The sequence below is a fragment of the Micrococcus sp. 116 genome, assembly GCF_902506395.1.
GTDB classification, from domain to species: domain Bacteria; phylum Actinomycetota; class Actinomycetes; order Actinomycetales; family Micrococcaceae; genus Micrococcus; species Micrococcus luteus.
The window spans coordinates 1,504,192-1,526,320 of the sequence record NZ_LR732370.1; the positions used below are offsets into that span (position 1 = coordinate 1,504,192).

Consider the following 22,129-nt stretch of genomic DNA (forward strand, 5'->3'; position numbering starts at 1 on the left):
TCAGCCGTTGAGGAACCGTCCCTCGAGGGTGGCGGAGGTGATGCGCTGGATCTCGCGCTGCTGGTCGCCGGTCCTCTGGCGCAGGGCGTGCATCTCGGCGGCGTCGACCGCCGGCAGGTGCGGCGCGAGCTGTTCGAGGACGTGCCACATCGCGGACTTGGCCTGGAGCATGCCCTGCAGCAGGTCCAGTTCGATCTGCGTCCAGCCGGAGCCGCGCGTGCGCAGCGCGTTCACGGGGTTGAGTCGTCCGCCGACCTCGGCCGCCGCGCCGGCGGCCCGGTCCACGAGGGGGGGTGCGGAGACCCAGTTCGCCGATGAGCGCCTCCAGGCGGTCCTGGTCGTCCTGGACGGCGTCGCCGAGGCGGCGCAGCGCGGCCTCCTGCGAGGTGCCGGCCCAGGTCTGCTCGGCGGCGCGGAACGCCTTCACACCGGAGCGGGAGCCGAGCAGGTGCTGATTGAGGAAGTCCTCCAGCATCTGCTCGTCCACGGCGGCGGAGGTGGACTCGGGGCGGGGGTGCTCATGGCCGGTCATGGGCCCTGTCTACGGAACGCGTGGGCGTGGCGGCAAGAGGCCGGGCGCGCTCAGACGCTGACGACCTCGACCGGCTGTCCCGGGTCCGCGCCGAACCACGCGTCGGAGGGGGCGACGCCGTCGCGCACCAGGCGTGCGCCGAGCGCGGCGACCATCGCCCCGTTGTCGGTGCACAGGTTCACGGGCGGGACGGTGAGCTCGATGCCGGCGGAGCGGCACCGGTCGGCGAGCAGGGCGCGCAGGCGCGAGTTCGCCGCGACGCCGCCGCCGAGCATCAGGTGGGTGAGCCCGTGCTCGCGGCAGGCGCGGACGGCCTTGGCGGTGATCACGTCCGCGACGGCCTCCTGGAAGGAGGCGGCGATGTCCGCGCGCGGCACCTCGAGGCCGCGGGCCTCGAACTGCTCCACGGCGCGGGAGACGGCGGTCTTCAGCCCGGAGAAGGACCAGTCGTGCCGGTGCGGGCCGGGCTCCTCGGCGCTGCCGACGAACTTGCCCGCGGTGAGCCCCCGCGGGAAGCGGAAGGCCGTCGGGTCGCCCTCGGCGGCGAGCCGGTCGATCACGGGGCCCCCGGGGTAGCCCGCCCCGATGAGCCGGGCGACCTTGTCGTACGCCTCGCCGGCCGCGTCGTCGATGGTCGAGCCCAGCAGCTCGACCTCGGCGCTGATCCGGCCCACGCGCAGGATCTCGGTGTGCCCGCCGGAGACGAGCAGCGCGCCCAGGTCCGCGGGCAGGTCATCCCACTGTGCGGGCCGCACGCCGTCCAGCATGCCCACGCCCACGTGCGCCACGAGGTGGTTGATGCCGTAGAGGGGCGTGCCGAGGGCCGTGGCCAGCGCCTTCGCCCCCGCGACCCCCACCATGAGCGCGCCCGCCAGACCCGGACCGGAGGTGACGGCGATCGCGTCGAGGTCCTCGAGGGTGACGTCGGCGGCGTCCAGGGCGCGGCGGATCGTGGGCACGAGGGCCTCGAGGTGCGCGCGGGCGGCGATCTCCGGGATCACGCCGCCGAAGCGCACGTGCTCCTCCACGGAGGAGGCGACCTCGTGGGCCAGCAGGGCGGTGCCGCGGACGACGCCGACGCCGGTCTCGTCGCAGGAGGACTCGATGCCGAGCACGAGGGGGGCTGCGGTGGCGGTGGGCATGGGCTCCAGTCTAGTGAGCGGCCCGGTCACAGGGCCTTGCGCATGATCACGGCGTCCTCGCCGCCCGGGTAGTAGCGGCGGCGCACGTGCAGCTCCTCGAATCCGTGGCGCACGTAGAGGCGCCGGGCGGCGGCGTTGGAGGCCCGGACCTCGAGCATGAGGGCGCTCGCGCCGCGCACCGTGGCCTCCGCGGCCATCCAGCGCAGCTGGGCCGCGCCGATCCCCCTTCCCTGCGCCGCGGCGACGGTGCCCACGGTCTGCACGTCGGCGACGTCGCCGACCACCATGATCCCGCCGTAGCCGACGATCTCGCCGGGGGCGGGGCCGTCGTCGTCCGCGGAACCGGGCGCGGCCACGTCGCGGACGACCACGCGGTAGTCCCGGGTGGGCGGGCGGCCGTGCGCGTCCCGTCCGCCGGCGGGGCCGGTCTGGGCGAGCTCCTCCTCGTAGAAGTGCGCGGGCCAGGCGTCGAGCGGGAAGAGGGTGGCCTCGTGGGCGAGCACCTCGGGGATGTCCCACAGGGTCATGGGGCGCAGCAGGTATCCGGGCGGCAGCCCGTGCGCGTCCTCGGCGGGGCTCCCGTCACCGGACGGGGCCGGCTCGGCCGGGCTCACGCGCCCGCCCGCTTGCGGGGGCCGGGGACCTTGGCGTCGGACTCGCGCAGGTAGAGCGGCTCGGCGGGCACGAGGCCGCGGCCGCGCCGCAGGGCGAGCTCGGCCACCTGCCCCACCCCGACGGCGGACGGCGTGGCCGACTCCCAGTCCGGCACCGCGCGCAGCGCCTCGGGGTAGAGCCCGGCCCCCGCGCCGTAGACGGGCAGCGGGGTGACCTCGTCCGCCGGCGAGACGAAGGGGCCGTGCAGCAGCGTCGGCTGCCCGCCGACCTGCGCGTAGTGGGCCCAGTAGACCTCGCGGCGGCGGGCGTCCGTGGCGACCACGAACTCCTCGATCCCGTGGCGGAAGGCGTCGACGCCGGCCGCGTGGGCGAGCGCGTCGAGGCTGCGGACCCCGTGCACGGGCACGTCCCACGCCAGGCCGAGGGCGGCCGCGGTCGCCAGACCCGCGCGCAGCCCCGTGAAGGGTCCGGGGCCGACGCCGACCGCGAGCGCGTCCAGCGCGGTGCCGGTGACGCCGGCCTCGCCGAGCACGGTCTGCACCGCGGGGGCGAGCACCTCGGCGTGGGCGTGGGTGTCGTCCGTGGCCCAGTGCGCGAGCTCCTCACCGTCCCGCACGACGGCGACGGAGGCGGCGGCGGAGGAGTCGATCGCGAGGAGCAGGGCCATGGCGGCCAGTCTACGGAAGCACGACGCCGGCCCAGCGCGGGCCGCGGCCGGTCACGACGGCCGAGCGCAGCTCCTCGGCCTGGCCTCCGTCCTCGTCGGAGAAGTCGGTGACGATGCCGTCGTCGCCCTCCCCCGCCGGGGCCGCGGGAGCGTCCTCACCCCCGCGGGCCCGGACGATCTCGATGTCCAGCCATGAGGCGTCCGGGTCCTCGGGGAACCCGGCGAGGGACTCGGCCATGCCCCGGCCCCACTCGACGACGGTCACGGAGCGGTCCACGCTCGCGTCCAGGTCGAGGTCCGTGAGCTCCCCCGCCGAGCGCAGCCGGTACGCGTCCACGTGCACGAGGTCCGGGGTGCCCGCCGGGGCGTCGGCCGGGGCGGGGTGGACGCGGGAGAGGACGAACGTCGGCGAGACCACGCCGGAGGCCACGCCGAATCCGCTGGCCAGCCCCTGGGTGAAGGTCGTCTTGCCCGCGCCGAGGTCGCCCGTGAGGATCAGCACGTCGCCGGCGCGGAGCACCCCGGCGAGGGCGCGGCCGAACGCCCGGGTGCCGTCGGCGCCCTCGAGCGGGACCGTCGCCGTCAGCACGGGCTCGGGCAGGGTCGGGCCGGGGGCGGGGAACTCGTGGTCGCTCATGGGCGGGCCTCCTGGGTCGACGTGGGGTCCACGTGCTGACGGTCCACGCGGCCTCCGATGCGGGTCACCAGCTCGTAGTTGATCGTCCCGGCGGCCGCGGCCCACTCCTCCACCGGAATGCCGGAGGCCGGTCCGAACAGCTCGACGGCGTCGCCGGGCGCGTCCGCGGCGTCCGGGCCGAGGTCCACCACGAACTGGTCCATCGCGATGCGGCCCACCACGGGGACGGTCCGGCCGCCGACCTGGACGCGCGTGCCCTCGACGACGCGCGGGACGCCGTCGGCGTAGCCGACGGGCACGAGCCCGAGGGTGGTGGGCTCCGTCGTGACGTGGCGGAATCCGTAGGACACGCCCTGCCCGGCGGGGACGGCCTTGACGTTGGCGAGGACGGTGACGAGGGACATGGCCGGGCGCAGCCCGAGCTCGGCGGCGGTGACGTCCGCGAACGGGGAGAGCCCGTACAGGCCCAGGCCGACGCGCACCATGTCCAGGTGCGTGTCCGGCCGGGCGAGGGCGGCGGGCGTGTTGGCCAGGTGGCGCAGCAGCGGGTGGCCGAGCGTCTCGGCGGCCTCGGCGGCCATCCGTTCGAACCGCAGCAGCTGCGCCGTGGTCTCGGCGGCCCGGTCCGGCTCGTCCGCCACGCCGAGGTGGGAGAACACGCCCTCCACCCGCACGAGGCCCGCGGCCTCGAGCTCGGCGGCACGCGCGACGAAGGCGGGCCACCGCTCGGGCGTGCAGCCGTGGCGGCCCAGGCCGGTGTCCGCCTTCAGGTGCAGGACCGCGCGGGCCTCGGGTCCGGCCCCGCCGCGGGCCCGCAGCCCGCGGACGGCGGCGGCGGCGGCGTCGAGGTCCCAGCCCGAGACGCCGAGGGTCACCTCCGCCTCCACCGCGGCGGCGAAGTCCGTGGCCCCGGTGTGCAGCCACGCGAGCACGGGCAGGGGCACCCCCGCCGCGCGCAGGGCCAGGGCCTCGCGCACGTGGGCCACGCCGAGCCGGTCCGCGCCGGCGGCCGCGGCGGCGCGGGCGACGGCCACCGCGCCGTGGCCGTAGGCGTCGGCCTTGACGACGGCGGTCAGCAGCGGCCGGCTGCCGTCGGGGCGCCGGATCCGCTCCCGCAGCACGCCCACGTTGTGCCGGACGGCCGCCAGGTCGATGCGTACGGCGCGCTCCGTGTCCGCCGGGTTGACGTCGGCGAGGCTCATCGGACGGCCTCCGGCTCGGCGTCGTCCGGCCACCACAGGCGCGCGACGCGCGCGCCCAGCGCGGTCGGCAGCGTGGCCGTGGTGATCCGCCCGGCGCGGGCCTGGTCGGCCCCGGCCTGGGCGTGCAGCCAGGCGGCGGCGGCCGCGAGCCGGGCCGTGGGCGCCGGGCCGGGATCCTCCCCGGCCCGGCGCGCCCGCGAGCGCCGCGCCACGTCCGCGGCCAGGACGGCACCGATCGCCCCGGAGAGCACGTCGCCGGTGCCGCCCATCGCGAGGTCGGGCCCGCCGCCGGTCACGACCCACGCCTCGCCGTCCGGGGCGACCACGAGGGTGCGCGGGCCCTTGAGCAGGACGGTGGCCCCGTGCGCAGCGGTCCACGCCCGCAGCGCCGCGAGCGGGTCGGCGGCGTCGTCGCCGTCCGCGGGGACGCGCTCGCGCAGCCGGGACCACTCCCCGGCGTGCGGCGTCAGGACCACGGGCGTGCCGGCCGCGCGCAGCGACCGCAGCTCGGCGGCGGTGACCAGGTCCAGGGCCGAGGCGTCGGCGACCAGGGCCGCCTCCGGCCGTTCCTCGAGCGCGGCGAGGACGCCGGCCCAGCGCCGCCGCGCGTCGTGCTCGGTGTCCAGGCCGGGGCCGGCCACCCAGGCGTCCGCGCGCGACGGCTCGGGCCCCTCCGCCGAGACCAGCGCCTCGGGGTGGGCGGCGAGCACCAGGTCCCGGGTGGTCTGCGGGCCGGCGTGGTGCACCATGCCCGCGCCCGTCTGCAGCGTGCCCGCGCTCGCGAGCACGGCGGCCCCCGGGTAGCGCTCCGATCCGGCGACGACGGCCACCACGCCGCGCGTGTACTTGTGGGCCTTGGCTGCGGGGGCCGGGTGGGCGGTCCGTGCGGCGGCCTCGTCCATCACGCCCAGCCGCGCGGCCGGCGACGTCGGCAGGTGCGGTCCCAGCCCGATGTCCACCACGTGCACGGTGCCCGCGCGCGCCGCCCCCTCCCCGAGGACGAGACCGGACTTGAGGGCGCCGAACGTCACGGTCGCGTCCGCGCGGAGGGCCTCCCCCCGCACCTCGCCGGTGTCCGCGTCCACGCCGGAGGGCACGTCGCACGCCAGCACGAGCGCCTCCGCCGGCAGCGCGCGCGCCGCGGCGGGCAGCTCATACTCGCCGGTGAAGCCCGTGCCGAGCACGCCGTCCACCACGAGCGCGGCCTCGGGCGGCACCGCGTCCGCGCGGCGTCCCCCGGCCGCCTGCAGCGCAGCCCAGCCCTCGGCGTGCCAGCGCGGGGCGCCGTCGTCGTCCCGGCGGACGGGCACGGCGACCGCGGCCACGCCCCGGCGGCGCAGGAAGGCGAGGGCGAACAGCGCGTCCCCGCCGTTGTTGCCGGGGCCGACGAGGGCGGCCACGGTCGCCCCGGCCACGGGGCCGCGCTCACGCAGCAGGGCGGCGGCGTGCTCGGCCAGGGCCCAGGCGGCCGCGCGCATCAGCTCCGGGCCGCGCCCGGCCGCGAGCAGGGGCTCCTCGGCCGTGCGCACGGCCGAGCCGGTCACGGCGATGCGGGTCAGGTCATCGGCGGTCATGCGGACTCCTCCTCGGCCGCGCGGCGTTCGGCGACCACGTAGGCGGTGGCGACGTCCCCGTCATGACTGAGGGAGAGGTGCCAGTGGGTGATGCCCAGGGCCTCGGCCTGGGCCTGGACGGTGCCGGTCAGGTGCACGGTGGGGCGGCCGTCGCCGTGGTCCGGGCGCGGGATCCAGCAGTGGTGCCACATCATCCCGGGCGGGGCGCCCATGGCCTTGGCGACCGCCTCCTTGGCGGCGAAGCGCGCGGCCAGCGAGCGCAGCGGCAGGTCCCGCTCGTCCTCGGTGAACAGGCGTGCGCGCAGCGCCGGCGTGCGCTCGAGCTGCGCCCGGAACCGCGGGACGTCCACCACGTCCACCCCCACGCCGACGATCACATGCTCACGCCGGGCAGCTGCTGGTCGCAGCCCGGCGTGCTGCGGTGGCCGCTCGACCTGGCCAAGCGACTGCGCGGGCAGCCCGCCGGGCGCCCACGACGACGGCGCCGGCCTCGTCCCCGACGGGCTGCCCGCGCAGTCGCTTGGCCAGGTCGAGCGGCCACTGCAGCACGCCGGGCAGCTGCTGGTCGCAGCCCGGCGTGAGCATCGCCTTCCCGTAGGCCAGCACGCCGTAGACGCCGTGCTGCAGGCGGCCGAGCCGGTCGAAGCCGGCGTCGAACGCGTACAGGGACACACGGCCCTCCTCGGGGGTGAAGCACCGCTCCGCCAGCAGCCGCGCACGCTCCACGTGCTGGTGGAAGGTGAGCACGCCCAGGTGGTGCAGGCCGAGTTCGCGCATGCGGTCGGCCGCGTGGATGACCTCGCCCTGGGTGGTCACCGGATCGGGCGCGAAGCACTCGACGCTGACGCCTTCCAGCCGCGGGTCGCGCTCCTCCGGGCCGCCGCACAGCTTCTCGTGCCCGTCCGGCCCCAGGTACGCGGAGACGAAGAGCCGGTCGGTGACACCGGACGCGGCGAGCTCGATCGCGGCGTCGTAGACGCGGGGCTGGCTGTAGAGGACGAGGAGGGCGTCCACGCGCGGTGCGTCGTCCGGGTGCGGGTCCGTCACGGCGTGCGTGGCCCATCCCGCGCCGAAGGCCAGTCCCAGCGCCGCCAGGGTCGCCACGGTGGCGCAGAGGGCCCGCGCCCACCGCGGCAGCCCACGGCGGACGCGCCCCCGGTCGGCCTGCGCGCTCATGCGCCCTCGGGGACCTGCCGCAGCACGACGGTGGAACGGGCCTGGACCTCGAGCACGTCCCCGGCACGCACGCGGGGGTGCGAGCCGCTCGGGGCGACGTGGGACGAGGTGTCCACGACGACCTCCCACTCGGCTGGGAACGTGGGCCCGGGCAGGGTGTACGGCACGGGCTCCCACCACGCGTTCATGAGGACGTAGAAGTCCCGGTAGGGCCCCTCCCCGTCCTCGTCCCCGCGGGGGAGCGTGTGCCCGTTGAGGTAGAAGCCGAGCGACCGGGCCTCGGCGCCCCAGTCGTCCTCCGTCTTGGCGGTCGCGTCCGGCTCGAGCCACACGATGTCCGGCAGGGGCGCCTCGATGTCACGGGCCGCGGGGCGACCGTCGAAGTGGTGGCGACGGCGGAACACCGCGTGGTCACGGCGCAGCGCGATCAGGTCGCGGGTGAACGCCACGAGCGAGTCGTCCATGGCGGACCAGTCGATCCACGAGATCTCGTTGTCCTGGCAGTAGACGTTGTTGTTGCCGCCCTGGGTGCGGCCCAGCTCGTCGCCGTGGCTGATCATGGGCACGCCCTGGCTGATCAGCAGGGTGGCCAGGAAGTTGCGGCGCTGGCGGGCGCGCAGCGTCACGACCTCGGGGTCGTCGGTCTCCCCCTCGACGCCGCAGTTCCACGAGCGGTTGTGCGCGTCGCCGTCGTTGTTGTCCTCGCCGTTGGCCTCGTTGTGCTTCTCGTTGTAGGAGACGAGGTCACGCAGCGTGAAGCCGTCGTGGGCCGTGACGAAGTTCACGGACGCGCCGGGGCTGCGCCCGTCCCCCTCGTAGAGGTCCGCCGAGCCGGTCAGGCGCGTGGCGAACTCGCCGAGCGTGCCGGGCTCGCCTCGCCAGAAGTCGCGCACCGTGTCCCGGTACATGCCGTTCCACTCGGACCAGAGGCCGGGGAAGTTGCCCACCTGGTAGCCGCCCCAGCCCACGTCCCACGGCTCGGCGATGAGCTTGACGGTGCGCAGCACCGGGTCCTGGCGGACCACGTCGAAGAACCCGGAGAACATGTCGGGGCCCTGCTCCCCCTCCACCCGGGTGAGGGTGGTGGCCAGGTCGAACCGGAAGCCGTCCACGTGCATCTCGGTGACCCAGTAGCGCAGGGAGTCCATGACCAGCTGGAGGGCCTTGGGGCTGGAGAGGTCCACCGAGTTCCCCGTGCCGGTGTAGTCCATGTAGTGCCGCTCGTCACCCTCGACGAGGTGGTAGTAGCCGGCGTTGTCCAGCCCGCGCAGGCTGAGCATGGGGCCCTTGTCGTTGCCCTCGGCCGTGTGGTTGTAGACCACGTCGAGGATCACCTCGAGACCGGCGGCATGCAGGTCCTTCACCATCTGCTTGAACTCGCGGACCTGGCCGCCCACCTCCGAGGAGGAGGCGTAGGCGGCGTGCGGGGCGAAGAAGCCGAGCGTGTTGTAGCCCCAGTAGTTGCTCAGCCCCTTCTCCTGCAGGGTGGCGTCGTTGACGAACTGGTGCACGGGCATCAGCTCGACGGCGGTCACCCCGAGCTCGGTCAGGTGGCGGACCACCTCCGGGTGGGCCATGCCCGCGTAGGTGCCGCGCAGCTCCTCCGGGACGGCGGGGTGCAGCTTGGTCATGCCCTTGACGTGGGTCTCGTAGATCACCGTGTCCGTGAGCTCGACGGCGGGTGGGGCGTCATCGCCCCAGTCGAAGTCCTCGGCGACGACGACGCCGAGCATGCTCGTGCCCAGGTTGTCCGAGGTGTCGATGCGGTCCGGCTCGTCGAAGTCGTACGAGTGGTGCTGCTGGCCCCACTCGTAGTCGCCGGTGAACGCCCGCGCGTACGGGTCCACGAGGATCTTGGCCCGGTTGTGCCACAGGCCGCGGGCGGGGTCCCAGGGGCCGTGCACGCGGTAGCCGTAGCGCTGCCCGTGCCCGATGCCCGCCACGTGGGCGTGCCATGTGGTGCCGTGCCGCTCCTCGAGGGGGATGCGCGTCTCCGTGCCGTCGTCGGCGACGAGGCACAGCTCGACCGCCTCCACCTCGCGGGAGACCGCGAGGGCGAAGTTGGTGCCGGTCTCGTCCACGGTGGCCCCGAGGGGGTACGGCTGGCCGATCTCCACTGTGTGCATGACTCTCCGGGGTCTCGTCGTGCGGCCCGCCGGGTGCGGCGGGCCTCCTCGGGGAGTCTACTGGCGCGGGCGGACACCGTCCCGGGACGTCGATCCGCTCAGACGAGTCGGGCGCCCCGGGCGGCCATGTCCGCCACGGCACGGCGCGAGGCGGCGGCACCGCCGCGGACCAGGCGGTCGCGGGAGGCCGGGGCGTCTGCGGCATTGGCCACGAACGCGGTGCGCATCAGCGCCAGCTCCTTCGCGAACACCTCGTCCCAGCCCTCCTGCCAGTACGGCCGGCCGATGTAGGTGAACGCGAACGCACGCTCGCCGTCACGGGAGCACAGGGCCAGGGAGACGGAGCCGAAGCCGGCGCCGTCGTGGCCGACCAGCACCTCGCCGGCGTGCTCCGGCGCGGGGTCCGCGACCAGGAACAGGCCGTAGCCGTAGCCGGCCTGGGCGGCCGGGCCGACGGGGGTGACCATGAGGTCCACGGTCTGCTGCGAGACCAGCTCGCCCCGCATGAGGGCCTGATAGAAGCGGGTGACGTCCGCGGCGGTGGTGTTCACCGCGGCGGCGGAGGCGAAGATCGACTGATCGATGGTCTCGAGGGCCTTGGCCTCGTGCGGACGCACGGCCGCGTCCTGCATCTCCGCGCCGCGGACGAGGGTGCCGTGCTCGAGGCGGGTGCGGTGCATGCCGGCGGGGCGGAAGACGCGGTCCCGGATGAGCTCGGGCATCCGGCGGCCGGTGACGGCCTCGACCATCATCTCCACCACCACGTAGCCCGTGTTGGAGTAGCCGTAGTCGGTGCCGGGCTCGAACCACCAGTCGGCCTGCTTCGCCAGGTCGACGAGCTCACGCTGGCCGTAGGAGCGGGAGACGACGTCCGCGAGCTCGTCGAAGTCCAGCTCGAAGAGGGACTGGCCCCGCATGATCACCCAGATGGCGTCCGGCATGCCGGAGGTGTGGTTCAGGAGCATCGAGAGGGTGACGCGGCCCTCGACGTCGGGCCACAGGCCCGGGAGGACGTCGCCGATCGTGGAGTCCAGGGACAGGGTGCCGCGCTCGACCTCCTGCAGGGCGACGGTGGCGACCATGCCCTTGGTGACCGAGGCGATCCGGGCCACCGAGTTCGCCCGCGCCGGGGCGTTCGCGTGCAGGCCGCGGGTGCCGGAGGCGGTGTCGAAGCGGCCGTCCGGGCCCACCACGGAACAGACGGCGCCGACGGCGGGCCACTGCACGACGGCGTCGAGGGCGGCCTGGATCGCCCGCTCGTCCAGGCCACGGCCGGAGCGAGGGTTCGGACCCTGCGGGGCGGCGACGGCGGAGGAGGCGACTGCGGAGGGCAGCGCGAGGCCGGCGAGGCCGGCGGCCATGCCCTGGGCGAACTGGCGGCGGGTGGGGCGCATCGAGGCGTCCTTTCAGGAAGTGTGACGTAGGTCACCCAGTCGGGTGTGGTCACACTCTAGCCCGCGACGCCGCTGCGACGGGGACGAGCGCGGGCCGCAGGAGCCCGGAAGGCGGACGGCGCCCGTCCCCGGAGAGGGGGCGGGCGCCGTCGTCGCTCAGTCGGAGCGCGTCACTCGACGGTGACGGACTTGGCGAGGTTGCGCGGCTGGTCCACGTCGTAGCCCTTCGCCGTGGCGAGCTCGAGGGCGAAGATCTGCAGCGGGACCGTGGTCAGCAGCGGCATGAGCATCGGCTGGGTCTCGGGGACCTCGAAGACGACCTCGGCCTGGCCGCGCACGGCCGCGTCGCCGCGCTCGGCGACGGCGAAGGTGCGGGCGCCGCGGGCGCGGACCTCCTGGATGTTCGAGACCACCTTGGCGTGCAGCGAGTGACGGTCCAGGGGCGAGGGCATGACCACGAAGACCGGCTGGCCGTCGTCGATCAGGGCGATCGGGCCGTGCTTGAGCTCGCCCGCGGCGAAGCCCTCGGCGTGGATGTACGCGAGCTCCTTGAGCTTGAGCGCGCCCTCCATGGCCACCGGGTAGCCGACGTTGCGGCCGAGGAACAGGACGGAGGTGGCGTCGGCCATCGAGCGGGCGAGCTCCTTGACCTGGTCCTTGGCGGCGAGGATCTCCTCGATCTTGTCGGGGATCGCCCCGAGGTCCGCCAGGATGTCCTTGATCTGGCCGCTGAACAGCTTCTTGTTCAGCTGGGCCAGGTACAGGCCCAGCAGATAGGCGGCGGTGATCTGCGCCAGGAACGCCTTGGTGGAGGCGACGGCGATCTCGGGGCCGGCGTGCGTGTAGAGCACGGCGTCCGACTCGCGCGGGATCGTGGAGCCGTTGGTGTTGCAGATGGACACGGTGCGGGCGCCCTGCTCCTTGGCGTAGCGGACCGCCATGAGGGTGTCCATGGTCTCGCCGGACTGGGAGATGGACACCACGAGGGTGTGCGGGTCGATGATCGGGTCGCGGTAGCGGAACTCGTGGGAGAGCTCCACCTCCACGGGGATCCGGCACCAGTGCTCGATGGCGTACTTGGCCACCGTGCCCGCGTAGGCGGACGTGCCGCACGCCAGGACGATGATCTTGTCGACGGCCTTGAGCTCCTCGGGGTCGATCCGCAGCTCGTCCAACATCAGGGCGCCGGCGGCGTCCGTGCGGCCCAGCAGGGTGTCCTGCACGGCCTGGGGCTGGTCGTGGATCTCCTTCTCCATGAAGGTCTCGAAGCCGCCCTTCTCCGCGGCCGAGGCGTCCCAGTCCACGGTGAAGCGCTTGCCCTCGGCGGGGCCGCCCCGGAAGTCCGAGATCTCGACGGCGTCGGCCGTGATCGTCACGACCTGGTCCTGCTCGAGCTCGATGGCCTCGCGGGTGAAGTCGATGAAGCCGGAGACGTCCGAGCCCAGGAAGTTCTCCCCCTCGCCCAGGCCGACGACGAGCGGCGAGTTGCGGCGCGAGGCCACCACGCGGTCGGGGTGGTCCACGTGCACGGCCAGCAGGGTGAAGGCACCCTCGAGGCGCTGGGAGGCCAGCTGCATGGCGCGGGTCAGGTCCTGGCCGGCCGCGTGCCGGTAGACGTCGGCGAGGAGGTGGGCGGCCACCTCGGTGTCCGTCTCGGAGAGGAACTCGACGCCCTTGGCGAGCAGCTCCTCGCGCAGCTCGGCGTAGTTCTCGATGATGCCGTTGTGGATGAGCGCCAGCCGGCCCTCGTCCGCCACATGCGGGTGGGCGTTGCGGTCGGTGGGGCCGCCGTGGGTGGCCCACCGGGTGTGGCCGATCCCGACGAGGCCGGTGGGGATGGGGTGCTCGGCGAGCTCCTCGGCGAGGTTGGCGAGCTTGCCCGCCTTCTTCCGGTGGTACAGCTGACCGCCGTCCACCACGGCCACACCGGCGGAGTCGTATCCGCGGTATTCAAGACGACGCAGGCCCTCCATCAGGACGTCGAGAGCGCCGTGCTCACGATCCGACTGGGGCTGGCCGATGTATCCGACGATTCCGCACATGCGCACGAGAATACCGGGCCGGACCCGACTTCGGCGCACGGCGGGCCGGGTCACTCCGTCCGGGACGAGAACCCCGCGGGGTTGGCCTCCTGCCAGGCCCAGAGGTCCCGCACCATCGCGGTCACATCGCGTCGGGCGTGCCAGCCCACCTCGGCGCCGATCGCGTCCACGGCGGCGCACGACTCGGCGATGTCCCCGGGCCGGCGCTCGACCACGCGGTAGGGGATGCGGCCGCCCGTGACCGCCTCGAAGGCGCGCACCATCTCGAACACGGTGACGCCCTCACCCCGGCCGATGTTCCAGACCCGGGTCGTCGTACCGCCCCCGGTCGCCACCCGGGCCGCGAGCCATTCGAGCCCGGCCACGTGCGCCTCCGCGAGGTCCATCACGTGGATGAAGTCGCGCACGGCGCTGCCGTCGCGCGTGTCGAAGTCCGCGCCGAACACCCGCAGCTCGGGGTACGCGCCGGAGGCCACCCGCGCCACGAAGGGCATGAGGTTCGCCGGCACCCCGCTCGGGTCCTCGCCCAGCCGCCCGGAGGGATGCGCGCCGACCGGGTTGAAGTAGCGCAGCATCGCCAGCCCGCCGCCGTCGATCATGGCGCAGACGTCGCGCAGCACCTGCTCCGCCATGAGCTTGGAGTGCCCGTAGGGCGAGACCGGGTCTGTGGCGGCGTCCTCGGCGACCGGCACCGGCGCGCGGTCGCCGTACACGGTCGCGGAGGAGGAGAACAGGACCGTGCGGGCGCCGGCCGCGAGCGCGGCCTCGGCGACGGCGGCCGTGCCGCCCACGTTCACGTCGTAGTAGGCGGCGGGGCGGGTCATCGACTCGGTGGGCGACTTCAGCCCGGCGAAGTGCACGAGTGCGGCCGGGCCGAAGTCCGCGAGCGCCCCGCGGTAGTCCTCGGGGCGGCGGATGTCGGCCACGTGCAGGCGCAGCCGCGACCCGCCCAGACGCGTCCCGGCGAGCTCGGCGACGCGCTCGAGCGCCGTCGTCGTCGCCGTGACCAGGCTGTCCAGGACGAGGACGTCGTGGCCCGCCTCGAGCAGCGTGAGCACGGTGTGGGATCCGAGGTATCCGGCACCGCCGGTCACGAGAACGCGCATGGGCCGATCCTATCCGGGCCCTGTGACGTCACGCGGGGGCCCGCTCCGGGCGGGCCGCGGCCATAATGGATCGGGTGACCTACACCCCCCCGACCTCCGAGCTGCCCCTCGTGGGCCCCGAGGAGCCCGCGGACGCCGTGCCCGACGGCCACCAGCGCTCCCCCTTCGTGGAGCTGGACCGCCAGACCTGGGCCCGTCTCGCCTCGGAGATGGCGCAGCCCTTCGACCAGGCGGACGTGGAGCGTCTGCGCGGCCTCGGCGAGCATCTGTCCCTGCGCGAGGTTGCCGAGGTCTACCTTCCGCTCTCGCGCCTGCTGAGCATCAACGTGGAGGCCTCCGCGGCCCTGCGCAGCGCGACCAACGCGTTCCTCGGCGAGCGGACGGGGCGCACCCCGTACGTGATCGGGGTGGCCGGGTCGGTCGCCGTCGGCAAGTCGACGACGGCGCGTGTGCTCCAGGAGATGCTGCGCCGCTGGCCGACGACGCCGCGCGTCGAGCTGGTCACCACGGACGGCTTCCTGCACCCCAACGCGGTGCTGCACGAGCGCGGCATCCTGTCCCGCAAGGGCTTCCCCGAGTCCTACGACCGCCGCGCGCTGCTGCGCTTCATGGCGGACGTCAAGTCCGGGGCGCAGGAGGTGCGCGCGCCCGTGTACTCGCACATCACCTACGACATCGTGCCGGGCGAGGAACAGGTGGTGCACCGTCCCGACGTGCTGATCGTGGAGGGACTCAACGTGCTGGCCCCGCCGCGCACCCGGGCCGACGGCACCGCCGGGCTCTCCGTCTCCGACTTCTTCGACTTCTCGGTGTACGTGGACGCGCGCGCGTCCTGGATCCGGTCCTGGTACATCGACCGGTTCATGGGTCTGCGCTCGGGGGCCTTCGCCGACCCGCGCAGCTACTTCCACCGGTACTCCTCCCTGTCGGACGCCGAGGCTCAGGCGACGGCCGAGTCCATCTGGGACTCCATCAACGGCCCGAACCTCGAGCAGAACGTGCGCCCGACCCGCGGGCGCGCCCGGCTGGTGCTCACGAAGAACGCGCAACACGAGGTGACCCGCGTGCTGCTGAGGAAGGTCTGACCCATGCGTCGCACCCTCCCTCTCGCCGCGCTGGCCGCGCTCGCGCTGCTCGTGGCCGGTTGCGGCACGCCCGCCGCGGGCCCGTCCTCGGCGACGCCGGCTTCCGGCTCCGCGAGCGCGGCCGCGTCGTCCCGCGCCGCCTCGAGCACGGCGCCGTCGTCGAGCACGCACGCCGACCCGGCCGCCCTCGACGTCGTCGTGAACAAGACCCGCCCCGTGGCTCCGCCCGACTGGGCGCCCTCGGATCTGGTGGCCGTGCCCGGCAGCGAGCTGTCCCTGCGGGCGGAGGCCGCGACGGCGGCCGGTGACCTGCTGGATGCCGCCGCGGCGGCGGGCCACCGCCTCACCACCCTGAGCGCCTACCGCTCGTACGACTACCAGGTCCGGACGTACGGCCACTGGGTCGACGAGCTGGGCCGCGCCGAGGCCGACCGCGTCTCGGCGCGTCCGGGGTACTCCGAGCACCAGACCGGCCTGGCCTGGGACGTGGGCGACGCCGCGACCCCCGCGTGTGACCTGGAAGCGTGCTTCGGCGACACCGCCGCGGGCCGCTGGGTGGCCGCGCACGCCGCCGAGCACGGGTTCGTCATCCGCTACCCCGGCGGGGCCGAGGACGTGACGGGCTTCGCCCACGAGCCCTGGCACCTGCGCTATGTCGGGTCCGCGGAGGCGGCCCGGGTCGAGGCGGTCGGCGGCGTCCTCGAGACCGCATGGGGCCTGCCTCCGGCGCCGGACTACGCGGACTGAGACGCACGGCTCGCTCGACGCTGTACCGCGCCGCCTTCGTCACACGTAGGATTCTCGCCATGCTCCAGGGATTCAAAGACTTCATCATGAAGGGCAACGTCCTCGACCTCGCCGTCGCCGTCATCATCGGCGCCGCCTTCGGCAAGATCGTGAACGCGCTCGTCGAGGCGGTCCTCATGCCGCTCATCGCCGCCGCCGTGGGCTCGCCGAACTTCGACTCGTTCGCCGTGCTGACGGTCAACGGCAACGACGTGAAGTTCGGTGTGCTGCTCACCGCCATCGTCAACTTCCTGCTCATCGCCGCGGCCGTGTACTTCGCCATCGTGATGCCGATGAACAAGATGGTCGAGGCCCGCAACCGCCGCCTCGGCATCGACCCCGCCGAGGAGGAGGTGCCCGCCGACGTCGCCGTGCTCACCGAGATCCGCGACCTGCTCGCCGAGCGCCGCGGCGGCCCCACCTCCGGGACCACCGCCCTCTGATCTCCCCCTGTCCGACGCCGAAGGGCCCGGGACGACTCACGCGAGTCGCCCCGGGCCCTTCCTTCATGCCCTCGGCGGCACCGGGGCCGTGCCCTCAGGGCCGCGACGTCGTCCGGTCCGCGCTGGACCCGGCGTCCGGGGCGACCTCCGAGTCCTGCCGGTCCGGATCCAGGCACGGCAACCACTCCACGGGGGCGCTCTGCCGCGCACACACGGGCGCGTCCACGGCGAGGAACGCGGCCGACCACAGGACCGCCAGCCCCGCGAGCAGCCCCGCGAACAGGGTCCAGCGGCGGGGCCGGGGGGCCGCGTCCGACGTCATCGGTCCGGTCAGTCGTGCAGGCGCAGCTCGCGCTGCACGACGTCGGCCAGCACCTGGGCCTCCCGGCCGGCGGTCTCCTCGTCCGGGGCCTCGACCATGACGCGCACGACCGGTTCCGTGCCCGACGGGCGCAGCAGCACGCGGCCGGTCTCGCCGAGGCGGGCCTCCGCCTCGGCGACCGCCGCCTGGACGGCCTCGTCCTCGGCGGCGCGGGACTTGTCCACGCCGCGCACGTTCACGAGGACCTGGGGCAGCCGGTCCATCACCGCGGCCAGCTCGGAGAGCGGGGTGCCGGTCTCGGCGACGCGCGAGGCGAGCTGCAGGCCGGTGAGGACACCGTCACCGGTGGTGGCGTGGTCCGAGAAGATCACGTGGCCGGACTGCTCGCCGCCGAGCGAGTAGTCGCCGAGCTTCATGCCGGCCAGGACGTAGCGGTCGCCCACCTGGGTCTCGACGAGCTGGACGCCCTCCCGGCCCATGGCCAGCTTCAGGCCCAGGTTGGACATGACGGTCACGACCAGGGTGTCGTCCCGCAGGACGCCGCGGTCCTTGAGGGCCACGGCCATGACGCCCATGATCTGGTCGCCGTCGACGACCTCGCCGCGCTCGTCCACGGCGAGGCACCGGTCGGCGTCGCCGTCGTGCGCGATGCCGAGGTCCGCGCCGTGCTCGCGCACGGCCGCCTGGAGCTTCTCGAGGTGGGTGGAGCCGTAGCCGTCGTTGATGTTGAGCCCGTCCGGGGACGCGCCGATCACGACGACCTCCGCGCCGGCGGCGCGGAACGCCTCGGGCGAGCAGCCGGCGGCCGCACCGTGTGCGCAGTCCAAGACGACCTTGAGCCCGTCCAGCCGGTGCGGGAGGGTCTGCAGGAGGTGGAGGACGTAGCGGTCCTCGGCGTCCGCGAAGACGCGCACGCGGCCCACGTCCGCGCCCTGGGGCCGCCGCGGCGTCACGCCCTCGAGGTGACGGATGATCTCGTCCTCCTGCGCGTCGGTCAGCTTCTCGCCGCCGCGCGCGAGGAACTTGATGCCGTTGTCCGGGGCCGGGTTGTGGGAGGCGGAGATCATCACGCCGAAGTCGGCGTCCAGGTCCCCCACGAGATAGGCGGCGGCGGGGGTCGGCAGCACGCCCGCATCCCACACGTCCACGCCCGAGGACGCCAGGCCCGCCTGCACGGCGGCCGCGATGAACTCACCGCTGATGCGCGGGTCCCGGGCCACGACGGCGACCGGGCGTCGGCCGGCGTCGAAGGCCTCCGCGCCGAGGACGGGCGAGGCGGCCTGGGCCAGCTGGACGGACAACTCCACGGTGAGGGTCTCGTTGGCCAGGCCACGGACGCCATCGGTTCCGAACAATCTCGACATGATCAGTCAGTGTAGGGGCCGCCCCTGCGGCCTGCATCACGGGAGGGTCACGAAACGGGCCGGGGGGCGGTAGCATCGGACCGGTCGAGCCCCCGCGGCCGCGCCCGTCCGCTCACATCCGCCCGGGAGGCCCCGCCCCGAACCCGAAGGACCTCGATCCATGCCCGACGTGACCCCGCCCCCGCCCTCCCGTTCCTGGACGCGCCGCAGCGTGCTGGGCGGCACGGGCCTGGCGATCGCCGCCGGCGTGGCCGGCTGCGGGCGTGATGAGCAGGCCGAGCAGAGCTCGGAGGGCGACGAGCAGGCCACCCGCCTGCCCGCCCCGGACATCATCACCACCGCGCAGTGGGGCGCCATGCAGCCCAACTACTACCTGCAGACCCTGAACGAGCGCCCCTCCTACCTGGTGATCCACCACACCACCACTCCGAACGTCACGGACGGCTCCCGGGAGGCGGCGGAGAGCATCGCGCAGGTGATCCAGAACGCGCACATGGGCTCCGCGAACGACTGGGGCGACACCGGGCAGCACTTCACCGTCTCCCGCGGCGGCTTCGCGATGGAGGGCCGCCACGGCTCCCGGCACGCGCTCGAGGGCGGACAGACGTTCATGCTCGGCGTCCACGCGCTCGGTTTCAACGCGTATGCGCTCGGCATCGAGTGCGAGGGGCTGTACATGCTCAACCCGCCGCCGCAGAGCCTCTACGCCGGCCTGGTGCCGCTCGCCGCCTACATCTGCCAGCAGTACGAGCTGCCGCCGTCCCGCATCATCGGCCACCGCGACGTCACCGCCACCAGCTGCTGCGGCGACGCGTTCTACGCCAAGCTGCCGATCCTGCGCGAGGACGTCCGCCTCTCCCTGGCCTCGGGCGAGTACCACGTCTCGGAGGACTTCGGGGCGGACAACCTCTTCGACGACGCACACGTCACCCCGGAGTACCTGGAGGAGGAGCGCGGCTGAACCCGCACCCGCCCCCGCACACGACGGCGCCCCTCACCGGAAGATGAGGGGCGCCGTCGTGTGCGGCCCGGTCAGCGCACGCGCGGGAACGATCCGCCGAAGACCTCCCCGTACTCGGCCAGCTCGTTGGCCGGGCCGCAGACCTGCGGGGCGGGGCGGTGGACGATGCGCTCGTCCTTGTCCGGGTAGGGCAGCGTGTGCCGCACATGGCGGATGGCCTCGAGGCGGGCGCGCTTCTTGTCTTTCGACTTCACGACGGTCCACGGGGCGTCGGCCGTGTGCGTGTAGAAGAACATGGCCTCCTTCGCGTTCGTGGAGTCGTCCCACTTGTCCAGGGAGGCCAGGTCGGTGGGCGAGAGCTTCCAGCGACGCACGGGGTCGGTCTCCCGCGCGGCGAAGCGGTTGAGCTGCTCACGCTGGGACACGGAGAACCAGAACTTGATGATGTGCACGCCGGAGTTGACGAGCATGCGCTCCAGCTCAGGGGTCTCGCGCATGAACTCGAGGTGCTGGATGTAGCGCTGGAAGTACCACTGCGGGGCCTCCTCCTCCGTGGGCTTCTCCAGGGTCACGGTCCGGGCGCCGCGGGGGTTGAGGTGCTCGTTGAAGCGCTTGATGGCGCCGCCCTTGCCGGCGGCGTCGCGGCCCTCGACGATGATCAGGACCTTCTGGCCGGTCTGCTTGACCCAGAGCTGCATCTTCAGCAGCTCGATCTGCAGCTCACGCTTGTGTCGCTCGTCGCTCTTGAGGCTGAGCTTGGGCTTGTACGGGTAGCCCTCACGCCAGGCCTGCGGGTCCGGGGTGGGGTCTTCTTCTCCCCGCCGAGCTTGCGGCCGAGCTCCCGGATCTCGTCCACCTCGGCGGCGTCGTCACGGGTCACGGCGAAGGGGGCCTGCGCGGTGTGCTCCGTGCCGTGCTCGCCACGGGTGCGGGGGTCGGGCGTAGGACTCGTGTTCTCGGCCACGGCGGCTCCTGAGGGTGTCTTCGACCGGACCGCGCACCGGACGGGCGAGCGGCCCGTCATGGCGTCGTCGCCATGCGTCTTCATATTACCTCTGGGTCAGGTGCCGCCGGCCCACGGAGACCGCGGACGCCCCGCCCCGCTCGTGAGGAGCGGGACGGGGCGTCGGCGGGGGCACGGTGGGGACACCGTGCGGCGCAGGATCAGCGCTTCGAGAACTGCGAGGCCTTGCGGGCCTTCTTGAGGCCGGCCTTCTTGCGCTCGATGACGCGCGCGTCGCGGGTCAGGAAGCCGGCCTTCTTGAGCGCCGGGCGGTTGTGCTCGCGGTCGATCTCGTTGAGGGCGCGGGAGATGCCCAGGCGCAGCGCACCGGCCTGGCCGGAGGGGCCGCCGCCGTGGATGCGGGCGATCACGTCGTAGGCGCCGGTCAGCTCCAGCAGCGTGAAGGGGTCGGAGACCTCCTGCTGGTGCAGCTTGTTCGGGAAGTAGTTCTCCAGGGCGCGGCCGTTGATGGTCCACTGGCCGGAGCCGGGGACGAGGCGCACGCGGGCCACGGCCTCCTTGCGGCGGCCGACGGCGGAGCCGGGCACGGTCAGGGCCGGGCGCTCGGAGGCGGCGGGGGCCTCGGCGGTGGCGGTGGACTCAGAGGTGTAGCTCGTCAGCTCCACGTCGTCGTTCTCGTTGATGCTCATGGTTCTCCTCAGGGAAGGTCTGCGTCAGTGGCCCGCCGGGGTCACTGGGCGACCTGGCCGATCTCGAAGGTCTGGGGCTGCTGGGCGGTGTGCGGGTGCTCGGCGCCCTTGTACACCTTCAGCTTGGAGAGCTGCTGGGCGGCCAGCGAGTTCTTCGGGAGCATGCCCTTGACGGCCTTCTCCACGGCGCGGACCGGGTTGGTCTCGAGCAGCTCGGCGTAGGACTGCGACTTCAGGCCGCCCGGGTAGCCCGAGTGGCGGTAGGCGCGCTTCTTCTCGAGCTTGGCGCCGGTGAGGGCGACCTTCTCGGCGTTCACGATGATGACGTAGTCGCCCATGTCCATGTGGGGGGCGAACGTCGGCTTGTGCTTGCCGCGCAGGAGGGTGGCGGTGTGGGAGGCCAGGCGGCCGAGGACGACGTCGGTGGCATCGATGATGTGCCACTGACGGTCGGCGTCGCCAGGCTTGGGAGAGTACGTACGCACGTTGTCTGCCTTCAGGGTCGGTGGTGGTCCACAGCACCTGCCCGCCGGGTCGTGATTCCGGCGCGCTCGCGCTGTCAGTTCTCCGTGCGCGCCGGTCCCCCAGGTGAGGGCTGGAAGGCGTCCGGGCCCGATGCCCCGGGGGTGCGGCGCGAGCTGAAGGCCATGCAACTGAGCCACTCGCGGCACGACGCATCCGGGTGCGGGCATGCGCAACGTCCACCCATCCTACCGAACGCGGGCCCCGGAGCCAAAAGCCGCCACCGCGGGCCACCCGGCTCACAGGGTCCGCTTCGCCCGGGTGTCCTCGGCGCGCCGGCGCAGCTCCTTCTCCTCGTCGGGATAGCCGACGGCGTGCAGCGTCAGCCCCCCGGGCGGGGCGAGGCGCACCTCGGAGTCGCGGGCCGGCCTCGCCACCCGGTGCGCGAGCCAACCGGGCTCGCGTGCCCCCTCCCCCACCTGGAGCAGCGCCCCGACGATCGCCCGGACCATGTTGTGGCAGAACGCGTCGGCCCGGATCCGGACGCGCACGACGCCGTCCTCATCGCGTCGCACCTCCAGGTGCTGGACCTCGCGGATGGTCGTGGCACCCGCGCGGGGCCGGCAGAAGGACAGGAAGTCGTGCAGTCCGAGGACGGCGTCGGCCTCCAGCGCCATGAGGCGATCGTCCAGGGCGGCGCCGTGCCAGTGGGTGAAGCCCCGCGTGCGCGGATCACGCGCGGCGGGTGCGTCGTCGATCCGGTACTCGTACTCGCGCCACAGCGCGCTGAACCGCGCGTCGAAGCCCCCGGGGGCCCGCCGCGCGTGATCCGCGCACGCG

21 protein-coding genes and 2 pseudogenes are annotated in these 22,129 nt (G+C 73.9%); 4 read left to right on the forward strand and 19 right to left on the reverse strand.

Features of this window, described 5'->3' with window-relative positions:
* From CITRIK5_RS12200 to galE, 13 genes are all read right to left on the reverse strand, one after another.
* Window positions 1–285 carry a hypothetical protein gene (locus tag CITRIK5_RS12200; protein ID WP_236557158.1) on the reverse strand — a complete coding sequence of 95 codons (285 nt, stop codon included), beginning with the start codon at window positions 283–285 and terminating at the stop codon, window positions 1–3.
* A gap of 297 nt (window positions 286–582) precedes the next feature.
* Window positions 583–1,674: a tRNA (adenosine(37)-N6)-threonylcarbamoyltransferase complex transferase subunit TsaD gene (gene tsaD, locus CITRIK5_RS06910; RefSeq protein WP_159833401.1), complete on the reverse strand. Its 1,092-nt coding sequence runs from the start codon at window positions 1,672–1,674 to the stop codon at window positions 583–585.
* A 26-nt stretch (window positions 1,675–1,700) separates the two neighbouring features.
* Window positions 1,701–2,288: a GNAT family N-acetyltransferase gene (locus tag CITRIK5_RS06915; RefSeq protein ID WP_159833403.1), complete on the reverse strand. Its 588-nt coding sequence runs from the start codon at window positions 2,286–2,288 to the stop codon at window positions 1,701–1,703.
* Window positions 2,285–2,956 carry a tRNA (adenosine(37)-N6)-threonylcarbamoyltransferase complex dimerization subunit type 1 TsaB gene (gene tsaB / locus CITRIK5_RS06920; RefSeq protein ID WP_159833405.1) on the reverse strand — a complete coding sequence of 224 codons (672 nt, stop codon included), beginning with the start codon at window positions 2,954–2,956 and terminating at the stop codon, window positions 2,285–2,287. The genes CITRIK5_RS06915 and tsaB overlap by 4 nt, the downstream gene beginning before the upstream one ends.
* Window positions 2,957–2,966: 10 nt before the next feature.
* Window positions 2,967–3,593, reverse strand: a complete 627-nt coding sequence (tsaE, locus tag CITRIK5_RS06925; protein ID WP_144825604.1) for a tRNA (adenosine(37)-N6)-threonylcarbamoyltransferase complex ATPase subunit type 1 TsaE — start codon at window positions 3,591–3,593, stop codon at window positions 2,967–2,969.
* A complete protein-coding gene (alr, locus tag CITRIK5_RS06930; protein ID WP_159228148.1) occupies window positions 3,590–4,795 on the reverse strand; it encodes an alanine racemase in 1,206 nt (401 codons plus the stop codon). The genes tsaE and alr overlap by 4 nt, the downstream gene beginning before the upstream one ends.
* Entirely contained in the window at window positions 4,792–6,369 is a 1,578-nt protein-coding gene (locus tag CITRIK5_RS06935) for an NAD(P)H-hydrate dehydratase (protein ID WP_159228149.1), read from the reverse strand. Before CITRIK5_RS06935 ends, alr begins: the two co-directional genes overlap by 4 nt.
* Window positions 6,366–6,746, reverse strand: a complete 381-nt coding sequence (locus CITRIK5_RS06940) for a holo-ACP synthase (RefSeq protein ID WP_036338002.1) — start codon at window positions 6,744–6,746, stop codon at window positions 6,366–6,368. The genes CITRIK5_RS06935 and CITRIK5_RS06940 overlap by 4 nt, the downstream gene beginning before the upstream one ends.
* Before the next feature lie 4 nt (window positions 6,747–6,750).
* Entirely contained in the window at window positions 6,751–7,545 is a 795-nt protein-coding gene (locus CITRIK5_RS06945; RefSeq protein ID WP_236557159.1) for a hypothetical protein, read from the reverse strand.
* Window positions 7,542–9,671 carry a glycogen debranching protein GlgX gene (glgX, locus tag CITRIK5_RS06950; RefSeq protein WP_159228151.1) on the reverse strand — a complete coding sequence of 710 codons (2,130 nt, stop codon included), beginning with the start codon at window positions 9,669–9,671 and terminating at the stop codon, window positions 7,542–7,544. Before glgX ends, CITRIK5_RS06945 begins: the two co-directional genes overlap by 4 nt.
* A gap of 98 nt (window positions 9,672–9,769) precedes the next feature.
* Window positions 9,770–11,065, reverse strand: coding sequence for a serine hydrolase (locus CITRIK5_RS06955; protein WP_159228152.1), 1,296 nt, complete (start codon window positions 11,063–11,065; stop codon window positions 9,770–9,772).
* 170 nt (window positions 11,066–11,235) lie between these two features.
* Window positions 11,236–13,107 (reverse strand): glutamine--fructose-6-phosphate transaminase (isomerizing), encoded by a 1,872-nt coding sequence (gene glmS, locus CITRIK5_RS06960; RefSeq protein WP_063190073.1) that lies wholly within the window; start codon window positions 13,105–13,107, stop codon window positions 11,236–11,238.
* Between the two features lie 50 nt (window positions 13,108–13,157).
* Window positions 13,158–14,213 (reverse strand): UDP-glucose 4-epimerase GalE, encoded by a 1,056-nt coding sequence (gene galE, locus CITRIK5_RS06965; RefSeq protein WP_144825608.1) that lies wholly within the window; start codon window positions 14,211–14,213, stop codon window positions 13,158–13,160.
* 74 nt (window positions 14,214–14,287) lie between these two features.
* Here galE and coaA point away from each other — a divergent pair, with 74 nt between their 5' ends.
* From coaA to mscL, 3 genes are read left to right on the forward strand one after another with little or no spacing between them, the layout of a single operon-like run.
* Entirely contained in the window at window positions 14,288–15,298 is a 1,011-nt protein-coding gene (gene coaA, locus CITRIK5_RS06970) for a type I pantothenate kinase (RefSeq protein ID WP_036383009.1), read from the forward strand.
* 3 nt (window positions 15,299–15,301) lie between these two features.
* On the forward strand, window positions 15,302–16,045 hold the full coding sequence (locus tag CITRIK5_RS06975; RefSeq protein ID WP_186313104.1) for a M15 family metallopeptidase: 744 nt from the start codon (window positions 15,302–15,304) through the stop codon (window positions 16,043–16,045).
* A gap of 59 nt (window positions 16,046–16,104) precedes the next feature.
* Window positions 16,105–16,527 carry a large conductance mechanosensitive channel protein MscL gene (gene mscL / locus CITRIK5_RS06980; RefSeq protein ID WP_063190071.1) on the forward strand — a complete coding sequence of 141 codons (423 nt, stop codon included), beginning with the start codon at window positions 16,105–16,107 and terminating at the stop codon, window positions 16,525–16,527.
* A gap of 94 nt (window positions 16,528–16,621) precedes the next feature.
* Here mscL and CITRIK5_RS06985 read toward each other — a convergent pair whose 3' ends face one another.
* Together CITRIK5_RS06985 and glmM are read right to left on the reverse strand one after the other, a co-directional pair.
* On the reverse strand, window positions 16,622–16,849 hold the full coding sequence (locus CITRIK5_RS06985; RefSeq protein ID WP_010080407.1) for a hypothetical protein: 228 nt from the start codon (window positions 16,847–16,849) through the stop codon (window positions 16,622–16,624).
* 8 nt (window positions 16,850–16,857) lie between these two features.
* Window positions 16,858–18,213, reverse strand: coding sequence for a phosphoglucosamine mutase (glmM, locus tag CITRIK5_RS06990; protein ID WP_029248315.1), 1,356 nt, complete (start codon window positions 18,211–18,213; stop codon window positions 16,858–16,860).
* 160 nt (window positions 18,214–18,373) lie between these two features.
* Between glmM and CITRIK5_RS06995 the strand changes: the two genes are divergently transcribed.
* Window positions 18,374–19,174 carry a peptidoglycan recognition family protein gene (locus CITRIK5_RS06995; RefSeq protein WP_063190069.1) on the forward strand — a complete coding sequence of 267 codons (801 nt, stop codon included), beginning with the start codon at window positions 18,374–18,376 and terminating at the stop codon, window positions 19,172–19,174.
* Window positions 19,175–19,245: 71 nt separating this feature from the next.
* On the opposite strand, the pseudogene CITRIK5_RS07000 reads toward CITRIK5_RS06995, so the two are convergent.
* The 4 genes and pseudogenes from CITRIK5_RS07000 to CITRIK5_RS07015 all read right to left on the reverse strand — a co-directional run.
* A pseudogene (locus CITRIK5_RS07000) lies at window positions 19,246–20,198 on the reverse strand (polyphosphate kinase 2).
* Between the two features lie 140 nt (window positions 20,199–20,338).
* The gene (gene rpsI, locus CITRIK5_RS07005) at window positions 20,339–20,827 is read right to left on the reverse strand and encodes a 30S ribosomal protein S9 (protein ID WP_036381561.1); all 489 of its coding nucleotides are present in this window, start codon (window positions 20,825–20,827) and stop codon (window positions 20,339–20,341) included.
* 41 nt (window positions 20,828–20,868) lie between these two features.
* Window positions 20,869–21,312: a 50S ribosomal protein L13 gene (gene rplM / locus CITRIK5_RS07010; protein WP_002857519.1), complete on the reverse strand. Its 444-nt coding sequence runs from the start codon at window positions 21,310–21,312 to the stop codon at window positions 20,869–20,871.
* Window positions 21,313–21,588: 276 nt separating this feature from the next.
* A pseudogene (locus CITRIK5_RS07015) lies at window positions 21,589–22,129 on the reverse strand (tRNA pseudouridine(38-40) synthase TruA); the annotation flags it as partial.

Coding starts and splice junctions, on each gene's coding strand:
- tsaD (WP_159833401.1), bottom strand. CDS start 1,674: ATGCCCACCGCCACCGCAGCCCCCCTCGTGCTCGGCATCGAGTCCTCC.
- tsaB (WP_159833405.1), bottom strand. CDS start 2,956: ATGGCCCTGCTCCTCGCGATCGACTCCTCCGCCGCCGCCTCCGTCGCC.
- tsaE (WP_144825604.1), bottom strand. CDS start 3,593: ATGAGCGACCACGAGTTCCCCGCCCCCGGCCCGACCCTGCCCGAGCCC.
- alr (WP_159228148.1), bottom strand. CDS start 4,795: ATGAGCCTCGCCGACGTCAACCCGGCGGACACGGAGCGCGCCGTACGC.
- CITRIK5_RS06935 (WP_159228149.1), bottom strand. CDS start 6,369: ATGACCGCCGATGACCTGACCCGCATCGCCGTGACCGGCTCGGCCGTG.
- CITRIK5_RS06945 (WP_236557159.1), bottom strand. CDS start 7,545: ATGAGCGCGCAGGCCGACCGGGGGCGCGTCCGCCGTGGGCTGCCGCGG.
- glgX (WP_159228151.1), bottom strand. CDS start 9,671: ATGCACACAGTGGAGATCGGCCAGCCGTACCCCCTCGGGGCCACCGTG.
- CITRIK5_RS06955 (WP_159228152.1), bottom strand. CDS start 11,065: ATGCGCCCCACCCGCCGCCAGTTCGCCCAGGGCATGGCCGCCGGCCTC.
- glmS (WP_063190073.1), bottom strand. CDS start 13,107: ATGTGCGGAATCGTCGGATACATCGGCCAGCCCCAGTCGGATCGTGAG.
- galE (WP_144825608.1), bottom strand. CDS start 14,213: ATGCGCGTTCTCGTGACCGGCGGTGCCGGATACCTCGGATCCCACACC.
- CITRIK5_RS06975 (WP_186313104.1), top strand. CDS start 15,302: ATGCGTCGCACCCTCCCTCTCGCCGCGCTGGCCGCGCTCGCGCTGCTC.
- mscL (WP_063190071.1), top strand. CDS start 16,105: ATGCTCCAGGGATTCAAAGACTTCATCATGAAGGGCAACGTCCTCGAC.
- CITRIK5_RS06985 (WP_010080407.1), bottom strand. CDS start 16,849: ATGACGTCGGACGCGGCCCCCCGGCCCCGCCGCTGGACCCTGTTCGCG.
- glmM (WP_029248315.1), bottom strand. CDS start 18,213: ATGTCGAGATTGTTCGGAACCGATGGCGTCCGTGGCCTGGCCAACGAG.
- CITRIK5_RS06995 (WP_063190069.1), top strand. CDS start 18,374: ATGCCCGACGTGACCCCGCCCCCGCCCTCCCGTTCCTGGACGCGCCGC.
- rpsI (WP_036381561.1), bottom strand. CDS start 20,827: ATGAGCATCAACGAGAACGACGACGTGGAGCTGACGAGCTACACCTCT.